The organism is Leptolyngbya cf. ectocarpi LEGE 11479 (assembly GCF_015207065.1).
GTDB lineage: Bacteria > Cyanobacteriota > Cyanobacteriia > Phormidesmidales > Phormidesmidaceae > Leptothoe > Leptothoe ectocarpi.
The window spans coordinates 1-20,043 of the sequence record NZ_JADEXP010000079.1 but is presented as its reverse complement, the minus strand read 5'-3'; the positions used below and the strand labels follow the sequence as shown (position 1 = coordinate 20,043).

Below are 20,043 nucleotides of genomic sequence, written 5' to 3'. Positions count from 1 at the left end.
GGGCTGGGGCTGAGGGGTGTGATTCTCCTGCTCGTAGAGGTTTTGGTACTCCTCACCATCCATTTCGTCATATTCATATTCATAGTCGGCCGGATCGTTGAGGCCAACAAAATCACGTAATTTAGTAAAAATGGTGCTCACGGCTGAAACTCCGTCATGGCTAGTACTAACTTGGCTAAGGAAACTCACAAAACCTGGCTTAGGAGGAATTGGGAGACTTGTTGAGACTAAAGTGACTCACTTGATAGCTAGAGCTATACGCTTCCCATGGGAGGGTTGCTAATAGTTCTAACCCCATTACCTAAGATCAAAAAGATACTTTAGACCTCTTACGCCCAAACGGCAATGGAAAAACAAACGTTAAACATATAAGTTCGTTAAGTACGTTTGCGGCAGTTTATCAACCTAGAGAATTAAACCTCTTTAGTCGATATTTGAAAATACCCTCTGGCAAGTACTCGGGCATAACTTTGAGCCACAGTATACACGAATCGCTTTAAAAAGATCACCAATTCTAAAAACAGACCTAAATATATTGATCTTCTTTAGAAATAAATCGGTTCCAGATGGCTAAACTCCTTAGATACGGGCATTAGTTACGGGCGCCGAACAGGGTAGTTCCTAATCGAATGATGTTGGCTCCTGCTGCGATCGCAAGTGGAAAATCCTGGGACATTCCCATCGAAAAGTAACGAATTGGTAACGGTGTTTCCTGATGATTTGCTATTGACTGTCCAAGGGCATAAGCTTGCTCAAAAACCGTTTGAGTTTCGCTCGAAAGTAGCCCATAGGGAGGAATCGTCATGATCCCCTTCAGTTTGATATGGGAGAGTTGAGCTAAATCGGCCAATGATTGTTGAAGATCGGTCTGAGTCCATCCATATTTGTTGGGATCAGCCAACAGTTTTACCTGTAGACAACAGATTGGAGAACGAGACTGCTCAGCTGCAATCTGATCCAGACGGCGAGCTAGTTTTAGACTGTCTACAGAATGAATCCACTCAAAATGTTGTATGGCTTTACGGGCTTTATTGGTTTGAATATGGCCAAGAAAATGCCAGGTAATATCAGTAAGATCTGCTAATTCGGCTTGTTTGGCCATGGCCTCTTGAATTTTGTTCTCGCCAAAATCACGTAGACCCGCATTATAGGCCGCTCGAATATCCGCAGCAGGAAAGGTTTTGCTCACTGCCACCAGTCGAACATGGTCAGGTAGCTCCAGCTGGGCCACACGTTCAGCTATCAGCTGGCTGGTGTTGGTGAGGCGTTCTGGAGGACCTTGGGAAGAGGCCGTAGCATTCATCATTGAAACGTGCGTTTGTACACCTTGTTTAACTGCTCAAATTCACTATATTGCCCAGTCTGTCGTAAGATGCGGAGGCGTGTCTCTAGCATCATGCGAGCCTCTGTCCGGCCAATAGGGTCAAACAGCAAACCAGCGGCCCGATCAACTTTGGCCAGAAAAAATAACCTCTGGGCATAGAGAGTGGTAAATAGCTCCTTATCACCATCCACCAGACAAATCCGAAACAACAGTCCAAAGTCAGGATGGTTGAGGTAGGTTTCAGCGCTCATTCAAAGGGTTCGATAAATACGGGAACAAAGGATGTGGCTAAATGGGGAATTTAAATTGTTATTAAATGTAGCTCACTACACTATCTCAGTCAGAGCTGATATGTCCATACTGATGGGTGGAGCATAAACGTTACTCAAGTCAGATGTCAAAACCAAATTGTCAAATTTGGTGTCTGGAGTCTGTCGAACACAAGCCCTTAGTGAGCTGGCCTGAAAGTTTATCAGAGCCACTCAAAGCACCCTAAAACTACTGACTGAGTGTACAGCGTTTCTTCTAGCTATTTTTAAAATTCATGGATGCCCCTTTAACAGAGGTGCTAATAGAGGTTCGTAGAGGCCATGGCTCTAGTCCAGCTGTTTGGAGCCATGGCCCATGGCCTAATCTAAAAGTAATTAACAGCTAAATCGATACCCCGAGGGCTAAAAGCTGAGCCTGGGCCTTTTGCAGTGATTCCAACCATTCTTGATGGGGATTACTGTCGGCGACGATGCCCGCGCCCACCTGTCCCCAAACCCTGTGCTGGCCTATTTCTGAGGAATCTGCCTCCATTGGCGCTAGCAGCAAGGTGCGGATCAAGATGTTCAAATCTAGCTGTCCTCGCACATCCAGATAGCCGCAAGAGCCATAGAACAAACTACGGCGCAGAGGCTCTAGGGTTTCAATAATCTCCATACAGCGAACTTTGGGACAGCCCGTAATGGTACCGCCAGGAAACGTGGCTCGAATAACGTCGATAGCGTTCAGGCTTGGTTTTAGCTGGCCGATAACATTGCTGACAAGATGCATCACATGGCTATAGCGTTCGATCACCATTAGTTCATCCACCTGAATTGACCCCCAGGTACACACACGACCCAGATCATTGCGCTCTAGATCCACTAGCATGATGTGCTCTGCCTGTTCTTTGCGGTTTGCCTGCAGGGCTTGGGCCAATGCGCGGTCTGTTTCTGGGGTGGTGCCCCGAGGACGGGTCCCAGCAATGGGACGGGTTTGGACGGTTTTATCCCGCAGATGGACAAGCCGTTCGGGGGAACAGCTGATGACGTGTCCCCAAGGTGTCCGCCAATAGCTGGCAAAGGGAGAAGGGTTGATATGGTGGAGCTGGCGATACAGCTGCCAAGGGGATTGGCCTGTCGCAGTTTGAAATCTAAGGGAGAGATTGACCTGGAAAACATCACCTGCACGGATATGGTCCTTGGCCTTTTGGACAGCGGTTTCAAACTGCACCTGGTCAGAACACAGGGTTACTGGCTGAGGAACATGAGTAGAGCTGGCGGGGCCTGTGGCACTGGGGCAGTAGTTCTCTAGCCGCTGCACCATGAGGTCTAGCTCATTTAGACTGGTGGCCGCTAGCCAAAGGTGCTGTTGTTGATGATCAAGTATCGCAAACTGGGCTGGTTCATACCAGTAAGCCACGGGAAACGGCAGGGGATCGTGATTGAGATAGGGTAATTGCTCGATTTCCCAGGCAGCATCAAACCCTAACCAGCCCAGCCAGCCACCCAAAAATGGGAGATGTTCAGGAGGTGTTGCTGGGGAGTTTGGAGCCACCCCAGACTCTGCGCCTCGCACCAGCCGATCTAAAGTCGGCAAAATCTCACCGATGGCGGGCGTAAATAGCTGAGACTGGTTGTTAAGCTGTTGCGGCGCGCCAGCACAGAGAGAATAGCGAATTAAATTATTGGGCGCTCCATCCACCCGATCGGGGCTTTCTAGCAAGGTGGCGATGGCAGAGGCGTCAAATAGCGCTTCAAACACATCGGCACCGCTACGATTTTGTAAATCGAGCCGGTGCCAGTACCTGAGTTGCAGACGCTGCTCAGAACGCTGCTCAGAAAGTGGGGGTGAAGACGAAAGAACCAAGTCGGGAGGGAAGGGAATAGATGATGGGTAAAACGTTGAGCGATGGATTTTAAGAGTTAGATGGCCGTGTGCTAAGCCGGATTTCCTAAGGCAAAGCGCCCCCACCAAAAGAAAATGAGACTGACTAGAAAAAACCAATCCCACCAGCGCAGCTGCAGCTGATGCCACTGGACCTGATGGCGTTCTGGACTGGTAAAACCACGCACCTTCATGGCTCCCGCAATTTGCTGGGCTCGCAGTAGCAAATTGTCGAGCAGCCGCTCTGCCACCATCAGCCAAATTTGACTGGCATGGCGCCAGCCCAGCTTGCGCCAGTTAATGGCCCTTGTGCGGATAGAGCGCACAAGATTTTGAATCTCTTCTAGCACAAGGGGGATAAACCGCAGGGCCAGGGTGAGGGTGAGGGCAATTTCGGTTACTGGGAGCTTAAACCACCGCAGTGGCGACATCAGCTCTTCAAGACCTGCAGTGATTTCTTCGGGGGCGGTGGTTAATAGAAATAGATTGGTGCTGTAAATCAGAGTAAATAACAGCGTGCCTACTTTAACGGCAAGTTTTAAGGATTTTTGAGTGATTTTGACCCAGTGCAAATCGACTAATACATAGCGATAGTCGGTGGCGGGCAGGGTGTCGAGGGTGTCAAACGGGGTGTCTAGCGTTGCGATCTCATCCGGTGTCGGCCAGCGCGGCTGAGTAACCACCGCAATGCCATCCGGCATCACCATAATTAATAACGACGCCAGGGTAAACAAAATCAGCAATCCCCCCATTTGCTGTCGCCACACCCGCCAGGGAATCCGGGCGCTCAGGGTGAGCAATGACAACACCGCCACCAGACCAATGCGCCAGGCCATATTTGCCAGCACTGGCGTCAGCAAAAAACTCAGCAGCCAGGCCAGTTTGACCCGGGCATCAATTCGATGCAGCCAGGTTACCGGCTGTTCTAGATATAAACCAATCGGTAGGGAGCGGAGGAGATCCATTACACCTTAGTCGCTCGGTTTGCACTTTCACGATCCATATCGCGTATGGACTTACCCCGCCATAGGATGCGAATCGGGGTGCCATCGTAGCCCAGATTTTCGCGAAACTGACGCTCGATGTAGCGGCGATAGTTGTCGGTAAAAAGTTTGCCGGAATTTACAAACAGAGTGAAGGTGGGGGGCCTGATGCTGACCTGGGTGCCATAGTAAATGCGGCCCTGTTTACCTTGACGAGTGGTGGGTGGCGAATGCCAGCTAACTGCGTCTTCAAGCACTTCATTCACAACAGACGTACTCACCCGGCGACGGTGCTGCACCACCGCTTCATCAACGGCATCTAAAATCTTAGGTACCCGCTGCCCCGTCAGAGCACTGACATAGATGCGGGTGGCCCAGTCCAAAAAGTAAATCTTGCCCCCTAGCTTTTTGTCGTACTCATAAATAGTGTGGCTGTCTTTTTCAATGGCGTCCCATTTATTCACCACAATGATGCAGGCGCGTCCTTCGTCTTCAATCCGACCTGCCAGCTTTTGATCCTGCTCCGTCATGCCATCTAGGGCATCGATCACCAGCAGCACCACGTCAGCCCGGCGAATGGCCTTGAAAGCCCGATTAATGCTAAAAAACTCGGGGCCGTAGTTAACGTTCTTCTTTTTGCGAATACCGGCGGTATCCACCAGGCGATAAACCGTTTCTTTGCGGCGTACCACCATGTCGATGGTGTCACGGGTGGTGCCAGACACGTTGCTAACAATGGCGCGATTTTCACCGACAAAGGCATTGAGCAGACTAGATTTACCCACGTTGGGGCGGCCAACGATGGCGACTTTAATTTCGTCGTCCTCTTCAATCTCTTCGGTAGAAGGCAGGTGGGTGATTAGGGCGTCCAGCAGTTCGCCTGTGCCGTTGCCATGGATACCTGAAACCGCGTAGGGCTCACCTAGACCCAATTCCCAAAAATCAGCGGCCTGGAGTAATCCTTGATCCTCTGATTCGCATTTATTAACGGCGATCACGACTGGCACTGCCTGCTGGCGTAACCAAGAGGCAATTTCTCGATCGCTTTCATTGGGGCCTTCTTGACCATCCACCACAAAAATGGCGGCTTTGGACTCGGCTAGGGCCAGCATGGCCTGTTCGCGGATGTGGGGCAAAAACTCGGTGTCGTCGTCAAAGACAAGACCGCCAGTATCGACCACCATAAAGTCACGGTCTTGCCAAAAGGCGGGTTGGTAGGTGCGATCGCGAGTCACACCAGGCTGATCATAGACAATCGCCTCGCGCGCTCCGGCCAAGCGATTGACCAGAGTAGACTTGCCCACATTAGGACGACCAATAATTGCAACGATGGGCAAAGCCATGGGAAACCGTCGGATACAAAGCAGACGATTATTGTAACAATATGTGCTAGATAGAATTTTTTATCTTCACAAATGCGATGTTCAGACTAATAGTAAGCAGACTCCCTTGCTCCTTAGCATCCTTCTATTCTCTGCCCTGGTCCTTTGAGCTTAAGCAATAATCGAGCGCCCTCTGTGAAGGTTCGCTACATCTTGGTTACGATTGAGTGCCCACGCCCGCCGCACTGCTGCATCTGCATTCACTAGACCGTAGCCAAACGAGCGATCTCGCCCTACCGCGCCTAGGTCCATAGCAGTATCAGTAAGAATTTGGCGAATTTCTCCACCGCTGAGAGCCGAGTTAACACTCCACACTAGAGACGCGATACCGGCCATGTTGGGGTTAGCGGCTGAGGTCCCGCCGAAGTATCTCATCCTACCAAATCGGTCTATGGCAGGAGAATCTGTAGCTGCCATCAATGTCAGGCTTCGCCCATAATTGGAATAACTTGCCCGGCGTACCTGGCCTGCATTCATCAAGCCCTGCTGCCAGGTATTCGCCCAGGAATTATTGGCATGACGGTTTGCTAATGCACCCACTGCGATGACATTGCGTTGGGTGGTTTGCAACCGGGCGACACCGCCACTAAGGCCATCTCTAACACTGGGGTTCGCCCAGTTGATGTTGTCGATGTCGATGTTGCCATTGCCAGCTGCGATCGCAAACACAGCGATGTCAGCATTGTTACGAATTAGCCGCTCTAGCTGAGCCTGAGTGCCTCCACTATTTAGCCAATACTCACCCTGAATCCCACCCTGAAAAACCACTCGTAGATTATTACGGCGAGCGTAGGCCAGTGTAGTCGCAACTGCCTGTTGTAGAGTCACCCGGTCATCTGGCCCATAAAGGTCATGAATTTCGACAGGACTATGCCAATTAATTCCAGCAATTCCCCGTCCGTTATTGGCTAGTGAGGCCATCACACTTACAGCCTGCTGTCCGTGACCGTTGCCGTTGGTGTCATCGTCATCATTCAGGGCATCTACCAACAAGCGCCCTGGATCAGTATCTACAATGTTGTTACGATTCGTGAGGGTCGTGATCACACCTGTATCCAGGGAAACCAGCAGGACATTTCTGGCTCCCTGGGTAAATCGCCAGGCGCTTGGCACATCCGACACGTGAAGATTCCATTGGCGAGTGAAGTGAGTATCGTTGGGCTGAACCATTAAATTTAGACGGCCATCGGCAAAGTTCAGAAATTCAATACCCTGAAAGTAGATTTCTCGACCATTCCTCAGTGTCAAGTAGTCAAAGGCCGTGCCGCCAAAAATTGCTTGATTGGTATTAGTATTTGAAAAATTAGCGAGGCCAACCCCATTAATATTGGCCACATCACTCATTGAAATATTATTCAGCGCTAGGGTATCGGTGCCACCTCGCCCCAAAAAAATAGAGCTGCCATACGCCCTAGCCGCCCCACTATACGTCAGGGTGTCCGCTCTAAAGCTACCGCTTGTCGTTAGCCAGGGCAGAATATTGATTGACCGAACATCAGAGAAAATATCGGTACCGTCAGTTTGACGAGCAACGAGGCGAAAGTCGTAGTTGCCCGCCGCTAAGCCACTAACGTCTGCTAAATTTACCAGCGCGTTGGCAACAGAGTGCCCAGTCCAAGTGCCCAGTGTGGATGTAAGGCGGTTGTTTTGTAATACCTCCAAACGCACATCTATGAGCGACGCGATCCGACCGCTCCAGCGATAGTTGAGTCGTAGGGCTCCATCATCTAGGACAGTATTTGCCGTACTGTCCCCCGAAGCGTCAAAGAGACCAAACCGTGCGAGACTAAGTTGCCCAGTTTGTAGACTGTTGTTATCGACGTGGGCGAGTTCTGTTGAGGGTGATACAAGCGATTGGCGAAAAGAACTGCCGAGTACGGGATCCTTAGAATCTAGCGAGTTTGAAACCTTCTCCATTCCCTGCTTTGGAGCGTTGGGTAGAGATGATACATGTAAGCTATCGCTGTTCCCCGGAACACTGGATAGCCCCCATTGCTCATACTCGGTTTCTGCCGCTCGAGTATCCAATAGCTCATCACGATAGTTAAGGGATATCCCACTCAAACGATGACGACCTGAGCGACCTATATGGCCCGCACTCGTAAAATCGTTGGCCATATCACTGTCGAGTACATCTAAACCACTCAACTGTGGGGTAAAATTGTCGCTCAGGTATATTTCCACCGTATGATCTCCAGCATTAAAGCCACTCGGGGTGTTTAGCCCGTTTCAGTGAGATCTATATCCGGATAGTCTAGAGACATACATTTTTTGCAACTGACTTTGGCACAGGTGAGCCATTGCTGTTCATGGGAGTATTCATACATTTTGTACAATGGCAGTATGTTGCCTAGCGTAGGGCTTACCTGCCGATGAACTTACCCACTGGCCACTCTATACCTCAGATGCAGCCACCGCTCTCCCCACGCAAAACGCTGCCTACTATGTACGATCTGCCTAGTGAGTTTCCTGAGGAGCCCGGTTTGCCTGACGAATTTCATGATTATCAACCCCAGTTACTGAGTCGTACCCTATCTCTAGAAACCTGTGCTGCCGATAATCGCTTCACCGGTACAGATATTAATGTTTACTATGATGTTCACCATCCTCTATGGCATAAGCGCCCCGACTGGTTTCTGGCGCTAAATGTCCCTCGTCTTTATGATGGCCATGACCTACGCCAGAGCTATGTGGTGTGGCAAGAGGGACAGTCCCCCACTATTGTCGTAGAGTTCCTCTCACCCAGGACGGAGAAAGAAGATTTAGGTCGGTTTTATGGCGAGAGCGATCTTGTTCCAGACAGCTCTCCTGAAATACCAGAGCAGCCAAAAAATGGGGCAAAACCTAAACCTCCCGGTAAATTTACGGTCTATGAACAGTGTCTTCGGGTGCCTCATTATTTGGTCTATAGTCGCTATACTCAACGACTGCGCTACTTCAAATTGATTGGCACTCGCTACGCAGAACAGTCTGTCCAAGTTGAGACTCCTATGGTGTGGCTAGACGAGCTAGGCATTGGCTTGGGATTATGGAATGGCTATTTTGAAGGACTGCCTGGTCCTTGGTTACGGTGGTGCGATGCCGATGGCAACTGGTATTGGACGGACACTGAGCAGGCCGAAGCCGCTAAAGAACAGGCCGAAGCTGCTACAGAACAGGCTATGGAGCAGGCTGAACGTCTCGCTCAGCGTCTGAGAGAATTAGGGATCGATCCAGAGTCGCTCTAGTGATTCTGATTAAAGAATCGCTTGCATGTCGGCTTTGGCTTCACGCCGGAGCTGTTTAGCAATGCGGAATAGTTCCTGGCCTGTGTGCAGGTAGCTGTCGTCGTAGGTGTAGGTAAACCGCTCGATTTCTTCGATACCGTCCTCTAGCTGATTGAGACAATAGTAGAGATTGGCAGCCACCCTGGCGGTCTGGGACGGATTGGGCATGGACTTGAATTTTTGTTTGGCCTTTTCTAATAGCTCACGGCACGTTTCTAAATAGTTCTGAAACACTTCCATCAGCTCATCGTCAAAGGGGTCGGCGGATAGCGATCTCACTTCTGTCTTCAGCGGGCTGATAATTTTGCCAATCAGACGATCGATGGGGTTATAAACGGTGCGAATCCAAGTTGTTAGGGCATCGTCTGCATTTTTGTTGGCCTTGCGCCGCTGCTGATACTGGGTGCTAATGTCACTGATGCGCTGGGCTCTGCCCCCATCGCGCTGCGTATCGTAGCGTTTGCGCGCAGCCGGATCGCCTAGTACTTCATAGGCGGCGTTGATTTCACTAATGCGGGCGTGATCTCCATGGCCGTTAGCCCGACTATCGGGGTGATACTGCTTGGCTAAACGGTGATAGGCCCGTTTGATGTCCGCTTGGGAGGCGGACTCATGCAGATCTAGGGTTTTGTAATGGTTTGAGATCACCATGGCCAGATTGGAAAGCAGTCTTTATTTTACGAGGGAAAGGGGGAGTAGTTAAGCGGGCTGACACACGGGGCAATAATAAAATCGGCGACTGCTGGCAAACTCTTTGACAATGGGTGTTCCACATACCCGACAGGGACAATCGGCGCGGCTAAATACCCAGTGACGATACTGGGAACGCTTTTGTCCCTGGGCTTTGAGCTGATTCGCTAGATCCAGGTCATTGGTGATGCCGTTATAGCGGTAAGACTGGTAAGGGATTGCAATACTTGCTTTGGCTAGCTCTTCTAGCTGGGTCTCACTACAGTCGATGGGGCGCAGCCGGGGATGAAGCCGAGCGACATAGAGAATTTCACTGCGCAAATAGTTACCGATGCCGGCCAGAAAATGCTGGTCCAGGTACAGGGTGGTGAACTGACGCCGCTGATGCTGTTTAGCGGTCAGTCGTTCGAGAATATGGGCCGGACGGAGTTGGGCACTGAGGACGTCGGGGCCTAGCTTACTCAAAAAGGGATGGGTGGGAATTTGGTCAGGGGTGAGCACCTCAATATCAGATGCGCTGTAGAGCAGAGCTGATTTTTTACTATTGTGGATGGCCAAACGCAGCTGGCGTTTGGTGGTCGGATAGCTATGGGCCTTGCGCACCATCCAAACACCGTAGAGCTGGTTGTGGCTGTAGATGCTCAGATGATTATCAAAGTGGATCAGCAGCGCCTTACCCCGAGTTTCTACCTGGCGTACTTTTTGCCCAGTAAGCTCACATTCATAGGGCTTTAAATGGTCAAAGGCAAAGAAAACTTCGTGGGTAGTTTTGGCTTTGATGGCCTGCTCGATCTTATCGGCGGCTTTGCGAATTTCGGGGCCTTCAGGCATGGGGGATCGGGATCATTCTTTATGCCACAGCTTAATAGTCTTATCAGAACTGGCGCTGGCCATAAATCGACCGTTGGGATGAATTGAGATCGCAGTCACCGAATTGCCATGGTCTGAAAAGGTTTCCACCAGTTCTCCAGTTTTCGTATCCCATACCTTGATGTTGCTATCCCCGCCAGCACTGACAACGGTGCGCTGATTGGGTGCGATCGCAACCGCATTCACCTCACGAGTGTGTCCTTTGAGCGTATGGATGAGATTGCCAGAACGCAGACTCCAAAGCTTTATACACCGATCTTTGCCAGCACTGGCGATCAAGCGCCCATCCTCACTAATCGTGATATCGTTCACCGAATTCAGATGCCCTGGCAACACCCGAAATATCTCTCCAGTGCCAAGTTGCCACAGCCGAATCTTGTTATCAAAGCCACCGCTGACGACGAGTTCCTCATCGGGTGAAATATCCACACAGCGAATCATACCAGCATTGCCTGAGAGCACTTTGACCAGCTTGCCCTGCTCCAAATTCCACACACCGACCGTGCGATCTTCGCTACCGCTAATGAGTAGCGAGCCCCGTCGCCCAATGGCCACCGAAGTGACATCATGGCGATGCCCCTTAAGCACATGCAACAGATTCCCGGTACCCGTATTCCAAAGGCGAATGGTGTCATCATCGCTGCAGCTTGCCAAAACTTGACCGAGGGGACTAAAGGCCACCCCATTAATGCCTCGAGCATGGCCAGTGAGTGACATGGTAAGAGAGCCCGTCTGGATATCCCAAAGGTTAACCGTGTCATCCCACCCCCCACTGGCAAGCACTCTATATTTAGGATTGAAAGCCACTGTTGAAACCCATGAGCTATGGCCCTCCAGGGTATGGGTACACACCCAGTTAGAGGGACCAGACAGACCGCTGCGAATCCCTGAAGACTGGGCCCTTGTAGTCATATCTGAGAAGATCCGATTGCCCGATGATCCCAAAGCAGAAGACCCCGTCAACGGTGTTCCCAAGCTCGTTGGCCCAGAAAGCCTACCTGAAACTCTTCCAGAGTGGCCCTTGGAAGTAGGCGCAGACTGGCCTTTGGAAATTGGTGGAAGCTTGCCCTTAGAAATCGGAGCCGACTGACCTTTAGAGATCGGAGCCGACTGTCTGCCTCGCGATTGCCCGGCTGATAAAGGCCCAGATGACTTGGGCCGACTGGCTGATTGTCTAGGCTGGGAACCAGAACGGGGCCGAGAACCCGCACTAGACCGAGACACGGGACCAGAACGGGGCTGAGAAATCGGTGGAGCACCAGATTGCCGATGGGGCGGGGCCGTGGGTGGATGATCTGGCTTAAATTCCGAGCTTAGGTCCTGGGAAAATAGTTGACCACTCAAATCGCGGCTGACGTCACCCGAGCTAATAGCATCAGACATCAGGCTCTCTTGATTGTCAGGTCGTTGTCGAGTCCAGCCCGGAACTGACCGCTGGTATGCCGGTAAAGATTCTAAATCTTGTAAAACCTCCACAGCCGATCGATAGCGCTCATTAATAAAATCTTTGAGCATCCGATCCAAAATAGCCGCTAATCCAGAGGTAACAGTGCGTCCGGCCGCAATCACATGCTCTTGCCACACCCATCGCCCTTCCAGAGGACTGTAGAGTTTCTCAGGTTTACGCCCCGTCATCAAACAAATGCAGGTGGCCCCAAGACTATAGAGGTCGCTAGAAGGATAGGCCTCGCCGCTACGCAGCTGTTCGATGGGGGAATACCCTTCAGTTCCGATGCGGGTACCGGTTTGTTCTGGCTTATCGAAGAGCGATGCCTCTAATTGCTTAGCAATCCCAAAGTCAATCAGTACCGGTTTGTTGTCCTGGCGGCGGCAGATGATATTGGTTGGGTTAATATCCCGATGGACCACGTTGCGATCGTGGATAAACTGCAATACAGGCAGCAAATGATGCAGCAGGCTACGAATTTTGGCCTCATCAAAAGGCCCCTTCTTTTTAACGTCTTGCAGTAGCGTATTGCCTTCTATCTCTTGCTGGACTAGATAAAAATTTCCTTGTTGTTCAAAATATGCTAGCAAGGACGGAATTTGAGAATGTTCGCCCAGCTCATTTAAGCGAATTGCTTCTTGATTGAATAGGGTAAGGGCCTTGTCAAAGGTTTTATTACTAGCTTGACGAACAAACTGCTTGATCACACAGCGCGTATCTAGACGATCGGCATCCTCTGCCAGATAGGTTTTGCCAAACCCGCCTTGCCCCAATGGCTTGATCGGGCGATAGCGATTGCGGAGCAACTCTGTCAGAGGACTGCCGCAGGATTGACACACAGTAACCCCATCAGGGTTAACCGGTACCAAGCAATCAGGATTTAAACAGCAGATCATCTTGACAGACAGGACAGATAAATAGGTGACGTAAATGGGAACGCTATTCTACTTTACCTATCAACCCATCTTTAGGGTGGTTGATTTTCAAGAGGAAACCCGTAATTTCCTGGGAGTAACGAAATACCACGAATAAGCCGTATTATTTCTTCATAAAAACCCTCCTTCCGCGAAAAAAAGTCAACCTTTGCGGATAATGAAGGCAGCCATAAGCTAGTTTCTACATAATCGATTTCATATGACCCTGGCTTCTTCTTCTCCATCTGCATCCAACGCGCACAAAAAGTCCAAGGGTCTACGCCGAGGCGCTGTGCGTCCAGCCAAAGAGCTATGTAGCGATTGTGGTCTTTGCGACACCTCCTACATTCACTATGTAAAAGAAGCCTGTGCGTTTATCAACCAGCAGGTTCCTGAGCTAGAAGCTCAGAGTCATGGTCGCAGCCGTGATTTAGAGAATGAAAACGATGTGTATTTTGGGGTGCATCAGCAGATGATGGCTGCCCGTAAAACGGAGCCGATCGAAGGAGCCCAGTGGACCGGTATTGTCAGCTCCATCGCCATTGAAATGCTCAATCAAGGTTTGGTTGAAGGTGTAGTCTGTGTGCAAAACACAAAAGAGGATCGCTTTCAACCGATGCCAGTAATTGCTAAGACTCCAGAGGAAATCCTGGCTGCCCGTGTTAATAAGCCTACCCTGTCGCCTAATCTGTCAATTTTGGACCAGCTCGAGCAATCAGGGATGAAGCGGGTACTGGCCATTGGAGTCGGCTGTCAGATTCAGGCATTGCGCGCTGTGCAACACGAGCTGGGTCTAGAAAAACTTTATGTATTAGGCACTCCCTGTGTCGACAACGTTAGTCGTACTGGTTTGCAAAAGTTTCTGGATACCACCAGTCGTTCTCCTGAGACTGTAGTGCATTACGAATTTATGCAAGATTTTCGAGTGCACTTCAAACACGAAGATGGCTCAATTGAGAAAGTCCCTTTCTTTGGTCTTAAAACCAACAAGCTCAAAGATGTGTTTGCCCCATCCTGCATGAGCTGTTTTGACTATGTGAATTCTCTCGCGGATCTTGTTGTTGGTTATATGGGCGCACCCTTTGGCTGGCAGTGGGTAGTGGTGCGTAACGACACTGGCCAAGAAATGTTGGATCTGGTGAACGATCAGTTAGCGACTCAGCCAGTCATGTCCCAGGGAGATCGCAAGCAGGCCGTACAAAACAGCATCCCTGCCTACGACAAAGGCGTCACCCTGCCCATGTGGGCCGCCAAGCTCATGGGTGTTGTAATCGAAAAAGTAGGTCCCAAAGGGCTGGAGTATGCACGATTCTCTATTGACTCTCACTTCACCCGTAACTATCTCTACGTCAAGCGTAATCATCCTGAAAAGTTAGAGGATCACGTACCTGACTACGCTAAGAAGATTGTCGATCAGTACACGCTGCCTGAGTAAAAACATGGCCTCAATCAGGATGGTTATGAAATGAGAATTGAGCGGCTAAAGATCACTAACTTCAAGGCCCTTCAGAATGTTGAAATGCGGGATATCCCTCCGTTTTGCGTGGTGATTGGCGCAAATGGAACTGGAAAATCTACACTGCTTGACATTTTTGGGTTCTTAAAGGATTGCTTGTTTTTTAATGTAAGGCGTGCTTTGCAAGTACGGGGAGGATTCCAGGAAGTTGTTAGCCGAAATGCCGATGAGAATAAGATTGAGATAGAAATTCAGTTTAGGCTAGACATCGCAGGTACAGAAAGATTAGTTACCTACATTCTGTGCATTACAGAAGAAAAGTCTAATAGGATTGTCGTCAAACGAGAGATACTACGATATAAACGTGGACGATATGGTAGTCCCTATCACTTTCTGGATTTTTCTCAAGGTATAGGGTCTGCAATTAATAATGAAGAGGACTTTTCTAAGCAAGATACGGAACTCGATCGAGAAGAACAAGAGTTGGATGCACCCGATATCTTAGCGATCAAAGGCTTGGGACAATTTGAGCGCTTTAAAGCCGCTAGTGCATTCCGTAAACTAATCGAAAATTGGCATATTTCGGATTTTCATATTTCAGCCGCTCGTGGTGCTAAGGATTCTGCTGGCTATGAGGAACATCTATCTGACAGTGGTGATAATCTGCAACTAGTTGCTCGTAATATTTTTGAAAATCATCCCGATATTTTTCAAGAGATTATTGATGTGATTAAGCATCGAGTTCCTGGTGTAATAGATGTCAAAACGATAAGTACAGAGGATGGGCGGCTGTTACTCCAGTTTCAAGATGGCTCCTTTAAAGATCCTTTTATTGATCGCTATGTTTCAGATGGAACGATCAAAATGTTTGCTTATCTGGTCTTGCTTTACGATCCTTCTCCTCACCCAGTACTATGCGTAGAAGAACCAGAAAATCAGCTTTACATTAGTCTCATGCCGGAACTGGCAGAAGAATTCCGAAGTTATGCTATACGCGGTGGTCAGGTGTTCGTTTCCACCCATTCTCCGGATTTCCTCAATGCAACTCAAATCGATGAAGTTTTCTGGTTGAGAAAGCAAGACGGTTACACCAAGGTTATGCGTGCAAAAGATGATAGTCAGTTAGTGGCTCTAATGGAAGCCGGAGACCAGATGGGATATCTATGGAAGCAAGGTTTTTTAGGAGGTATTGACCCGCAGTGACAGTTTGGGAACTTGTTTTTTTACTAGAGGAGCGTAGTGCTAAGGTAATGTTAGAAGGGCTTTTACCTAAAATACTGCCTGCACATATTGTTCCTCGTTATATTATTTTTGAAGGAAAGACCGATCTAGAAAAAAATCTTTCAAGAAAGCTTCGGACTTGGTTAAACCCTCGGACGAAGTTTGTGATTTTACGAGATCAAGATAGTGGTAACTGTACTGATGTCAAAAATAATTTGGTCAGGCTGTGTAATCAAGCAGGTAAACCGAACACGTTAGTCAGGATTGCTTGTCGAGAACTAGAGAGTTGGTATATCGGTGATCTAAAAGCGGTAGAGAATGGTCTGGGGTTATCTGGCCTAGCAAAGCAACAGGATAAACAAAAGTTTCGTAACCCAGATATGCTGAATAACGCCTATGAAGAACTCTCAAAAGTGACCACAAGAAAGTATCAGAAAGTATCTGGCTCGCGTGCTACTGGACCATACTTAGACAAAAAACGCAATTGTTCTCAGAGCTTTCAAGTGTTCGTGACGGGAATAGAAACAGTCGTGAGTGAGATTATATCGTAACTTTTATAGCCATCATGAAAATTTTGCTGGTTGATGATGAGGTAGAGCTGACTGAGCCGCTGAGTCGAGTGCTGCAGCGTGAAGGCTATAGCGTGAAGGTGGCCCATGATGGTGAGGCTGGCTATGAGCTAGCGGCTGATGGTGAGTTTGATTTGCTGATTCTCGACTGGATGATGCCGGGGCTAAGTGGTTTGGAGATGTGTCGGCGGTTGAGAGAGCACCACCTTACCACCCCAGTTCTCTTTCTTACTGCTAAAGATACCCTGGATGATCGTGTAGAAGGTCTTGATGCAGGCGCAGATGATTATTTAGTTAAACCCTTTGAGCTACGCGAGTTGTTGGCAAGGGTACGGGCTCTTTTGAGACGTCCTCCTATCCGAGAAGAGATTCAAACAACAGCTCTGCAGTATCAAGACCTAACCTTGGACAGTGCTAATCAAATCGCTAAGCGAGGTGGGGGCATGCTGCCCGAACGCACGATTGAACTGTCGGAAAAAGAAGCTCAGCTGCTTGGCTATCTGATGCAAGATCCGGATCAGCTGCTTACTCATCAGCAGATTTATGATGCTGTTTGGGGGACGAATGGTCAACCTAGCAGCAATGCCCTAGCGGCTCAAATGCGTTTGTTACGACGCAAAGTAGAGCATGATGGTGAGGCTACTTTGATTCATACGGTTTATGGCAAAGGGTATCGATTTGGATCTCCGTCGGAAGAGTGAGGGGCTATGAACGTTCCTGATATTCCACCGGCCCGTATCAATGGTGGTGCGGAGCACTTGGTACTGGGTCTAAAGACGAGGGAATTGCTGGCGGCAATGGTGTACGATCTGGCATCGGGTCGCGATCTGATGAACCGAGAGCGATTAGTGACCATTACATTAGTGTACGCAGAAACGCTACAGCGGTTTCATACCCGTAATCCGTTTGCCTCGGGTGGCGTCTATGAAGATCCGGCAACGGGGGCGGCAACGGCTGCGTTTGCTGGCTACCTACGGGACATTGGATGGCCACACAACGGCATGATCAATATAGTGCAAGGTGAAGATATGGGGATGCGATCGCACCTAAAAGCCAAAATCCCTCCAGAACGCGGTAGCTCTATCCGTATCTCTGGCACAGCCAGGATAATGGAACCTTAATAACGAACATTGTCTCTTACATTGTGTTGCCCAAGTAGAAGTTGTTGTGCTGATATTGGGTAGCCTCCATAGGTGTATGGGGATAACAATGAAGCGACTAACCATAAAAGTCTTAATTTTACTTGTATTAACAGTGGCAGGATTCATGATGGCAGTCAGTCTAGAAGCATCAGAAAACAACCTGACGTCGCAGTGGCAGTCTCCCCCTGAAGAAATACAAGAGGTAATGCACGCTCAGCAGTTCCCTCGGGTGTGGACTGCCCCCAGTGGAGAGTATATGCTGCTTGCCGATCCGGTGCTCTATCCGCCCCTAGCTGAACTGGCCGCACCGATGCACAAACTGGCGGGTCTGCGAGTTAATCCTGCTATCAACGGTCACCATGGCCAGCATGGGGGTACGTCCCTGCGCTTAGTACGTGTAGAGGGCGGTGTGTCATCACGCCTCGATCTGCCCGCAGACGTTGAAGTTTATGGAGTGAGATGGACGGCTGACGGTCAGCACTTTGCGCTCATTGTCAGGCATAGCGATCACCTTGGTCTGTGGCTGGGTTCGGTACAAGGCAATGTTGAGGAGTTCGAAGGAATAGCCCTTAACTCATTACTGGGCAATGCCGTTAGCTGGCTACCCGATCAGCAGCGGCTGCTAGTGCGTCGCATTCCGCAACGAGGGCCAGTACCTGCACCGCCCGCTATCCCAATCGGCCCCGATATCCTAGAAGGAGCCGGAGCGTCAGCCCGTTCTACCTACGAGGCCCGCAACCTGCTTGAAACAGCCCATGACGATGCTCTGTTTGAGTACTACACCACCTCCGAGCTGGTAATTGTCGATCCGAGAACAAATCAGATAAAGACTATCGGTGCCCCGGCTCCTTACACTGTGGCTCAGTTCTCACCATCTGGAGAGTATCTCCTCGTCAAGCGTCTGGTGAGTCCTTGGTCTCATGAGGTTACCTGGCGACGTTTTGCCAGTGAGATGGAGGTGTGGAACACCAGCGGTGACGTTGTTGCAAGCATTGCATCACTGCCTGTGGCTGATAATGTGCCACCCCAAGGGGTGCCCGTGGGACCGCGCGCGGTGGCCTGGCGTCCTACAGCTCCCCATACACTCTTCTGGGTAGAAGCGTTGGACGGCGGCGATCCTTTGGCTGACGTGCCCCACCGAGACCAGTTGATGCGTTTAGAGGCCCCCTTTACATCAGTACCCCAGGTTGTTTTTCGCGCCGAGCATCGGATCCAATCTTGGCAAGGCTGGACTGCTGAAGGGGGCACGCTGATGCTCAGCCAGCGTGAACGGATACGTCGCTGGCGCTACATATGGCTGCTGGATGTAGACAAGGGAACATCCCGTTTATGGTTTGATCTCAACGAAGACGATCGCTACGGTAATCCTGGCTCTCCCTTATTTCGGGTTCTACCCAATGGTCGCTGGGTGATGCGGCAACAGGGCGATGCGATCTACTTTCGTGGCAGCGGTGCTACGGACCAAGGTGACCGCCCTTTCTTGGATCTGCGCGATCTAAAAACTGGAGAGACAGAGCGTTTGTTTCGCTGTGCTCCCGATCGTTATGAATCCTTTGTAGCCTTCGCTGGAGATGAGACTCGCTTTGTGCTACGTTCTGAATCCGCCATTGATGTGCCCAACTACTACCTGGCCACATTTGGTCAGAAGACCAAGGCCGCCGTCGGCGAAGCTACTCGAGCCTTCACCCGTGAACCGATCACACACTTTGACGATCCTACGCCCCAGCTACGTGAGATTGAAAACCGCATTGTCCGTTACGAACGCGAAGACGGCGTTCCCCTTAGCTTTCACCTATATCTGCCCCCTGGGTACAAAGAGGGCACGCGGCTACCCACCGTGCTCTATGCCTATCCCCAGGAGTACTCCGATGCTGCGATCGCAGGTCAGGTGAGAGGCTCTGCCCAGCGCTTTATGCGTTTGTACGGGGCCTCGCATTTGTACTTTTTACTGCACGGATATGCCGTTCTAGACCAGACTGCGATGCCCATGATCGGTGACCCTGAGACCGCCTACGATACGTTTGTGCCTCAGCTAGTGGCCGATGCCAAGGCCGCTATTGCCAAAGCGGTTGATATAGGCGTAGCTGACCCTGAACGTATTGGTATTATCGGCCACAGTCACGGTGGGCTGATGGTGGCCAATCTGTTGGCGCATACGGATTTATTCCGCGCAGGCATTGCCCGCAGTGGGTCATACAACAAAACCAATCAGCCCTTTGGCTTCCAGGCCGAGCGCCGTTCCCTGTTTGAGGCGAGGGATGTCTATATTCAGGTCTCACCCACGTTTTTTGCAGACCAGATCAACGAGCCGGTTTTGATTATCCATGGTGACAGCGACTCTAACCCCGGTACCCTGACGGCCCAGTCCCAAGTTTTCTATGAAGCCGTGCGTGGCTCGGGGGGAACGGCTCGTTTAGTGTTGCTTCCCTTTGAGGACCATGGATATCGAGCTAAAGAGTCGATAGAACATGTGCTGTGGGAGCAGCTACGGTGGTTTGATCAGTACTTAAAACCTACTGAGAGGATGTTTTAAAAGGTAGAGGGGTGTATCAAATCATGCCAGTCTCCTGAGCATCAAGCGAGTCATGGCAATATAAATCATGGCCTCAGATGATTCGGGTAAGCGTTCATAATCCTTACTCAGGC

Annotated in this window: 16 protein-coding genes and 1 pseudogene; 7 read left to right on the top strand and 10 right to left on the bottom strand. The window is 50.1% G+C overall.

Features of this window, described 5'->3' with window-relative positions; genetic code table 11:
* Nucleotides 1-592 precede the first annotated feature (592 nt).
* The 6 genes from IQ260_RS10925 to IQ260_RS31670 all read right to left on the bottom strand — a co-directional run bounded on the left by IQ260_RS10925 (nucleotide 593) and on the right by IQ260_RS31670 (nucleotide 8,006).
* Nucleotides 593-1,306 carry a YggS family pyridoxal phosphate-dependent enzyme gene (locus IQ260_RS10925; RefSeq protein WP_193993137.1) on the bottom strand — a complete coding sequence of 238 codons (714 nt, stop codon included), beginning with the start codon at nucleotides 1,304-1,306 and terminating at the stop codon, nucleotides 593-595.
* Nucleotides 1,303-1,575 (bottom strand): transcriptional coactivator PipX, encoded by a 273-nt coding sequence (gene pipX, locus IQ260_RS10920; protein WP_193993136.1) that lies wholly within the window; start codon nucleotides 1,573-1,575, stop codon nucleotides 1,303-1,305. Before pipX ends, IQ260_RS10925 begins: the two co-directional genes overlap by 4 nt.
* Nucleotides 1,576-1,975: 400 nt before the next feature.
* A complete protein-coding gene (locus IQ260_RS10915) occupies nucleotides 1,976-3,439 on the bottom strand; it encodes an anthranilate synthase component I (RefSeq protein WP_228015844.1) in 1,464 nt (487 codons plus the stop codon).
* Nucleotides 3,440-3,510: 71 nt separating this feature from the next.
* Nucleotides 3,511-4,422 carry an energy-coupling factor transporter transmembrane component T family protein gene (locus tag IQ260_RS10910; RefSeq protein ID WP_193993135.1) on the bottom strand — a complete coding sequence of 304 codons (912 nt, stop codon included), beginning with the start codon at nucleotides 4,420-4,422 and terminating at the stop codon, nucleotides 3,511-3,513.
* Nucleotides 4,422-5,783 carry a ribosome biogenesis GTPase Der gene (gene der, locus IQ260_RS10905; protein WP_193993134.1) on the bottom strand — a complete coding sequence of 454 codons (1,362 nt, stop codon included), beginning with the start codon at nucleotides 5,781-5,783 and terminating at the stop codon, nucleotides 4,422-4,424. The genes IQ260_RS10910 and der overlap by 1 nt, the downstream gene beginning before the upstream one ends.
* Before the next feature lie 150 nt (nucleotides 5,784-5,933).
* Nucleotides 5,934-8,006 (bottom strand): S8 family serine peptidase, encoded by a 2,073-nt coding sequence (locus tag IQ260_RS31670; protein WP_193993133.1) that lies wholly within the window; start codon nucleotides 8,004-8,006, stop codon nucleotides 5,934-5,936.
* Nucleotides 8,007-8,194: 188 nt separating this feature from the next.
* On the opposite strand from IQ260_RS31670, the gene IQ260_RS10895 reads away from it, so the two are divergent.
* Nucleotides 8,195-9,049: a Uma2 family endonuclease gene (locus tag IQ260_RS10895; protein ID WP_193993132.1), complete on the top strand. Its 855-nt coding sequence runs from the start codon at nucleotides 8,195-8,197 to the stop codon at nucleotides 9,047-9,049.
* 9 nt (nucleotides 9,050-9,058) lie between these two features.
* Here IQ260_RS10895 and IQ260_RS10890 read toward each other — a convergent pair whose 3' ends face one another.
* The 3 genes from IQ260_RS10890 to IQ260_RS10880 are packed head-to-tail and all read right to left on the bottom strand — an operon-like array spanning nucleotide 9,059 to nucleotide 12,991.
* Nucleotides 9,059-9,739 (bottom strand): J domain-containing protein, encoded by a 681-nt coding sequence (locus IQ260_RS10890; RefSeq protein ID WP_193993131.1) that lies wholly within the window; start codon nucleotides 9,737-9,739, stop codon nucleotides 9,059-9,061.
* Nucleotides 9,740-9,787: 48 nt separating this feature from the next.
* Complete coding sequence (nei, locus tag IQ260_RS10885; protein WP_193993130.1) at nucleotides 9,788-10,609, bottom strand: endonuclease VIII; 822 nt, start codon at nucleotides 10,607-10,609, stop codon at nucleotides 9,788-9,790.
* A gap of 12 nt (nucleotides 10,610-10,621) precedes the next feature.
* A complete protein-coding gene (locus IQ260_RS10880; RefSeq protein WP_193993129.1) occupies nucleotides 10,622-12,991 on the bottom strand; it encodes a protein kinase domain-containing protein in 2,370 nt (789 codons plus the stop codon).
* A 238-nt stretch (nucleotides 12,992-13,229) separates the two neighbouring features.
* Between IQ260_RS10880 and IQ260_RS10875 the strand changes: the two genes are divergently transcribed.
* From IQ260_RS10875 to IQ260_RS10850, 6 genes are all read left to right on the top strand, one after another.
* Nucleotides 13,230-14,444, top strand: coding sequence for a Coenzyme F420 hydrogenase/dehydrogenase, beta subunit C-terminal domain (locus IQ260_RS10875; RefSeq protein WP_193993128.1), 1,215 nt, complete (start codon nucleotides 13,230-13,232; stop codon nucleotides 14,442-14,444).
* A 30-nt stretch (nucleotides 14,445-14,474) separates the two neighbouring features.
* A complete protein-coding gene (locus IQ260_RS10870; protein ID WP_193993127.1) occupies nucleotides 14,475-15,668 on the top strand; it encodes an AAA family ATPase in 1,194 nt (397 codons plus the stop codon).
* Nucleotides 15,665-16,237, top strand: coding sequence for a DUF4276 family protein (locus IQ260_RS10865; protein WP_322744936.1), 573 nt, complete (start codon nucleotides 15,665-15,667; stop codon nucleotides 16,235-16,237). The genes IQ260_RS10870 and IQ260_RS10865 overlap by 4 nt, the downstream gene beginning before the upstream one ends.
* Nucleotides 16,238-16,251: 14 nt before the next feature.
* Nucleotides 16,252-16,956: a two-component system response regulator RppA gene (gene rppA, locus IQ260_RS10860; RefSeq protein ID WP_193993126.1), complete on the top strand. Its 705-nt coding sequence runs from the start codon at nucleotides 16,252-16,254 to the stop codon at nucleotides 16,954-16,956.
* Between the two features lie 6 nt (nucleotides 16,957-16,962).
* A complete protein-coding gene (locus tag IQ260_RS10855) occupies nucleotides 16,963-17,376 on the top strand; it encodes a PhzF family phenazine biosynthesis protein (protein ID WP_193993125.1) in 414 nt (137 codons plus the stop codon).
* 145 nt (nucleotides 17,377-17,521) lie between these two features.
* The gene (locus IQ260_RS10850; RefSeq protein WP_228015842.1) at nucleotides 17,522-19,930 is read left to right on the top strand and encodes an alpha/beta hydrolase family protein; all 2,409 of its coding nucleotides are present in this window, start codon (nucleotides 17,522-17,524) and stop codon (nucleotides 19,928-19,930) included.
* Between the two features lie 21 nt (nucleotides 19,931-19,951).
* On the opposite strand, the pseudogene IQ260_RS10845 reads toward IQ260_RS10850, so the two are convergent.
* A pseudogene (locus tag IQ260_RS10845) lies at nucleotides 19,952-20,043 on the bottom strand (IS5/IS1182 family transposase); the annotation flags it as partial.

Excerpts from the sequence above, each read along its gene's own strand:
- IQ260_RS10925 (WP_193993137.1), bottom strand. The coding sequence starts at position 1,306 with ATGATGAATGCTACGGCCTCTTCCCAAGGTCCTCCAGAACGCCTCACC.
- pipX (WP_193993136.1), bottom strand. The coding sequence starts at position 1,575 with ATGAGCGCTGAAACCTACCTCAACCATCCTGACTTTGGACTGTTGTTT.
- IQ260_RS10910 (WP_193993135.1), bottom strand. The coding sequence starts at position 4,422 with ATGGATCTCCTCCGCTCCCTACCGATTGGTTTATATCTAGAACAGCCG.
- der (WP_193993134.1), bottom strand. The coding sequence starts at position 5,783 with ATGGCTTTGCCCATCGTTGCAATTATTGGTCGTCCTAATGTGGGCAAG.
- IQ260_RS10895 (WP_193993132.1), top strand. The coding sequence starts at position 8,195 with ATGAACTTACCCACTGGCCACTCTATACCTCAGATGCAGCCACCGCTC.
- IQ260_RS10890 (WP_193993131.1), bottom strand. The coding sequence starts at position 9,739 with ATGGTGATCTCAAACCATTACAAAACCCTAGATCTGCATGAGTCCGCC.
- nei (WP_193993130.1), bottom strand. The coding sequence starts at position 10,609 with ATGCCTGAAGGCCCCGAAATTCGCAAAGCCGCCGATAAGATCGAGCAG.
- IQ260_RS10880 (WP_193993129.1), bottom strand. The coding sequence starts at position 12,991 with ATGATCTGCTGTTTAAATCCTGATTGCTTGGTACCGGTTAACCCTGAT.
- IQ260_RS10875 (WP_193993128.1), top strand. The coding sequence starts at position 13,230 with ATGACCCTGGCTTCTTCTTCTCCATCTGCATCCAACGCGCACAAAAAG.
- IQ260_RS10870 (WP_193993127.1), top strand. The coding sequence starts at position 14,475 with ATGAGAATTGAGCGGCTAAAGATCACTAACTTCAAGGCCCTTCAGAAT.
- rppA (WP_193993126.1), top strand. The coding sequence starts at position 16,252 with ATGAAAATTTTGCTGGTTGATGATGAGGTAGAGCTGACTGAGCCGCTG.
- IQ260_RS10855 (WP_193993125.1), top strand. The coding sequence starts at position 16,963 with ATGAACGTTCCTGATATTCCACCGGCCCGTATCAATGGTGGTGCGGAG.
- IQ260_RS10850 (WP_228015842.1), top strand. The coding sequence starts at position 17,522 with ATGATGGCAGTCAGTCTAGAAGCATCAGAAAACAACCTGACGTCGCAG.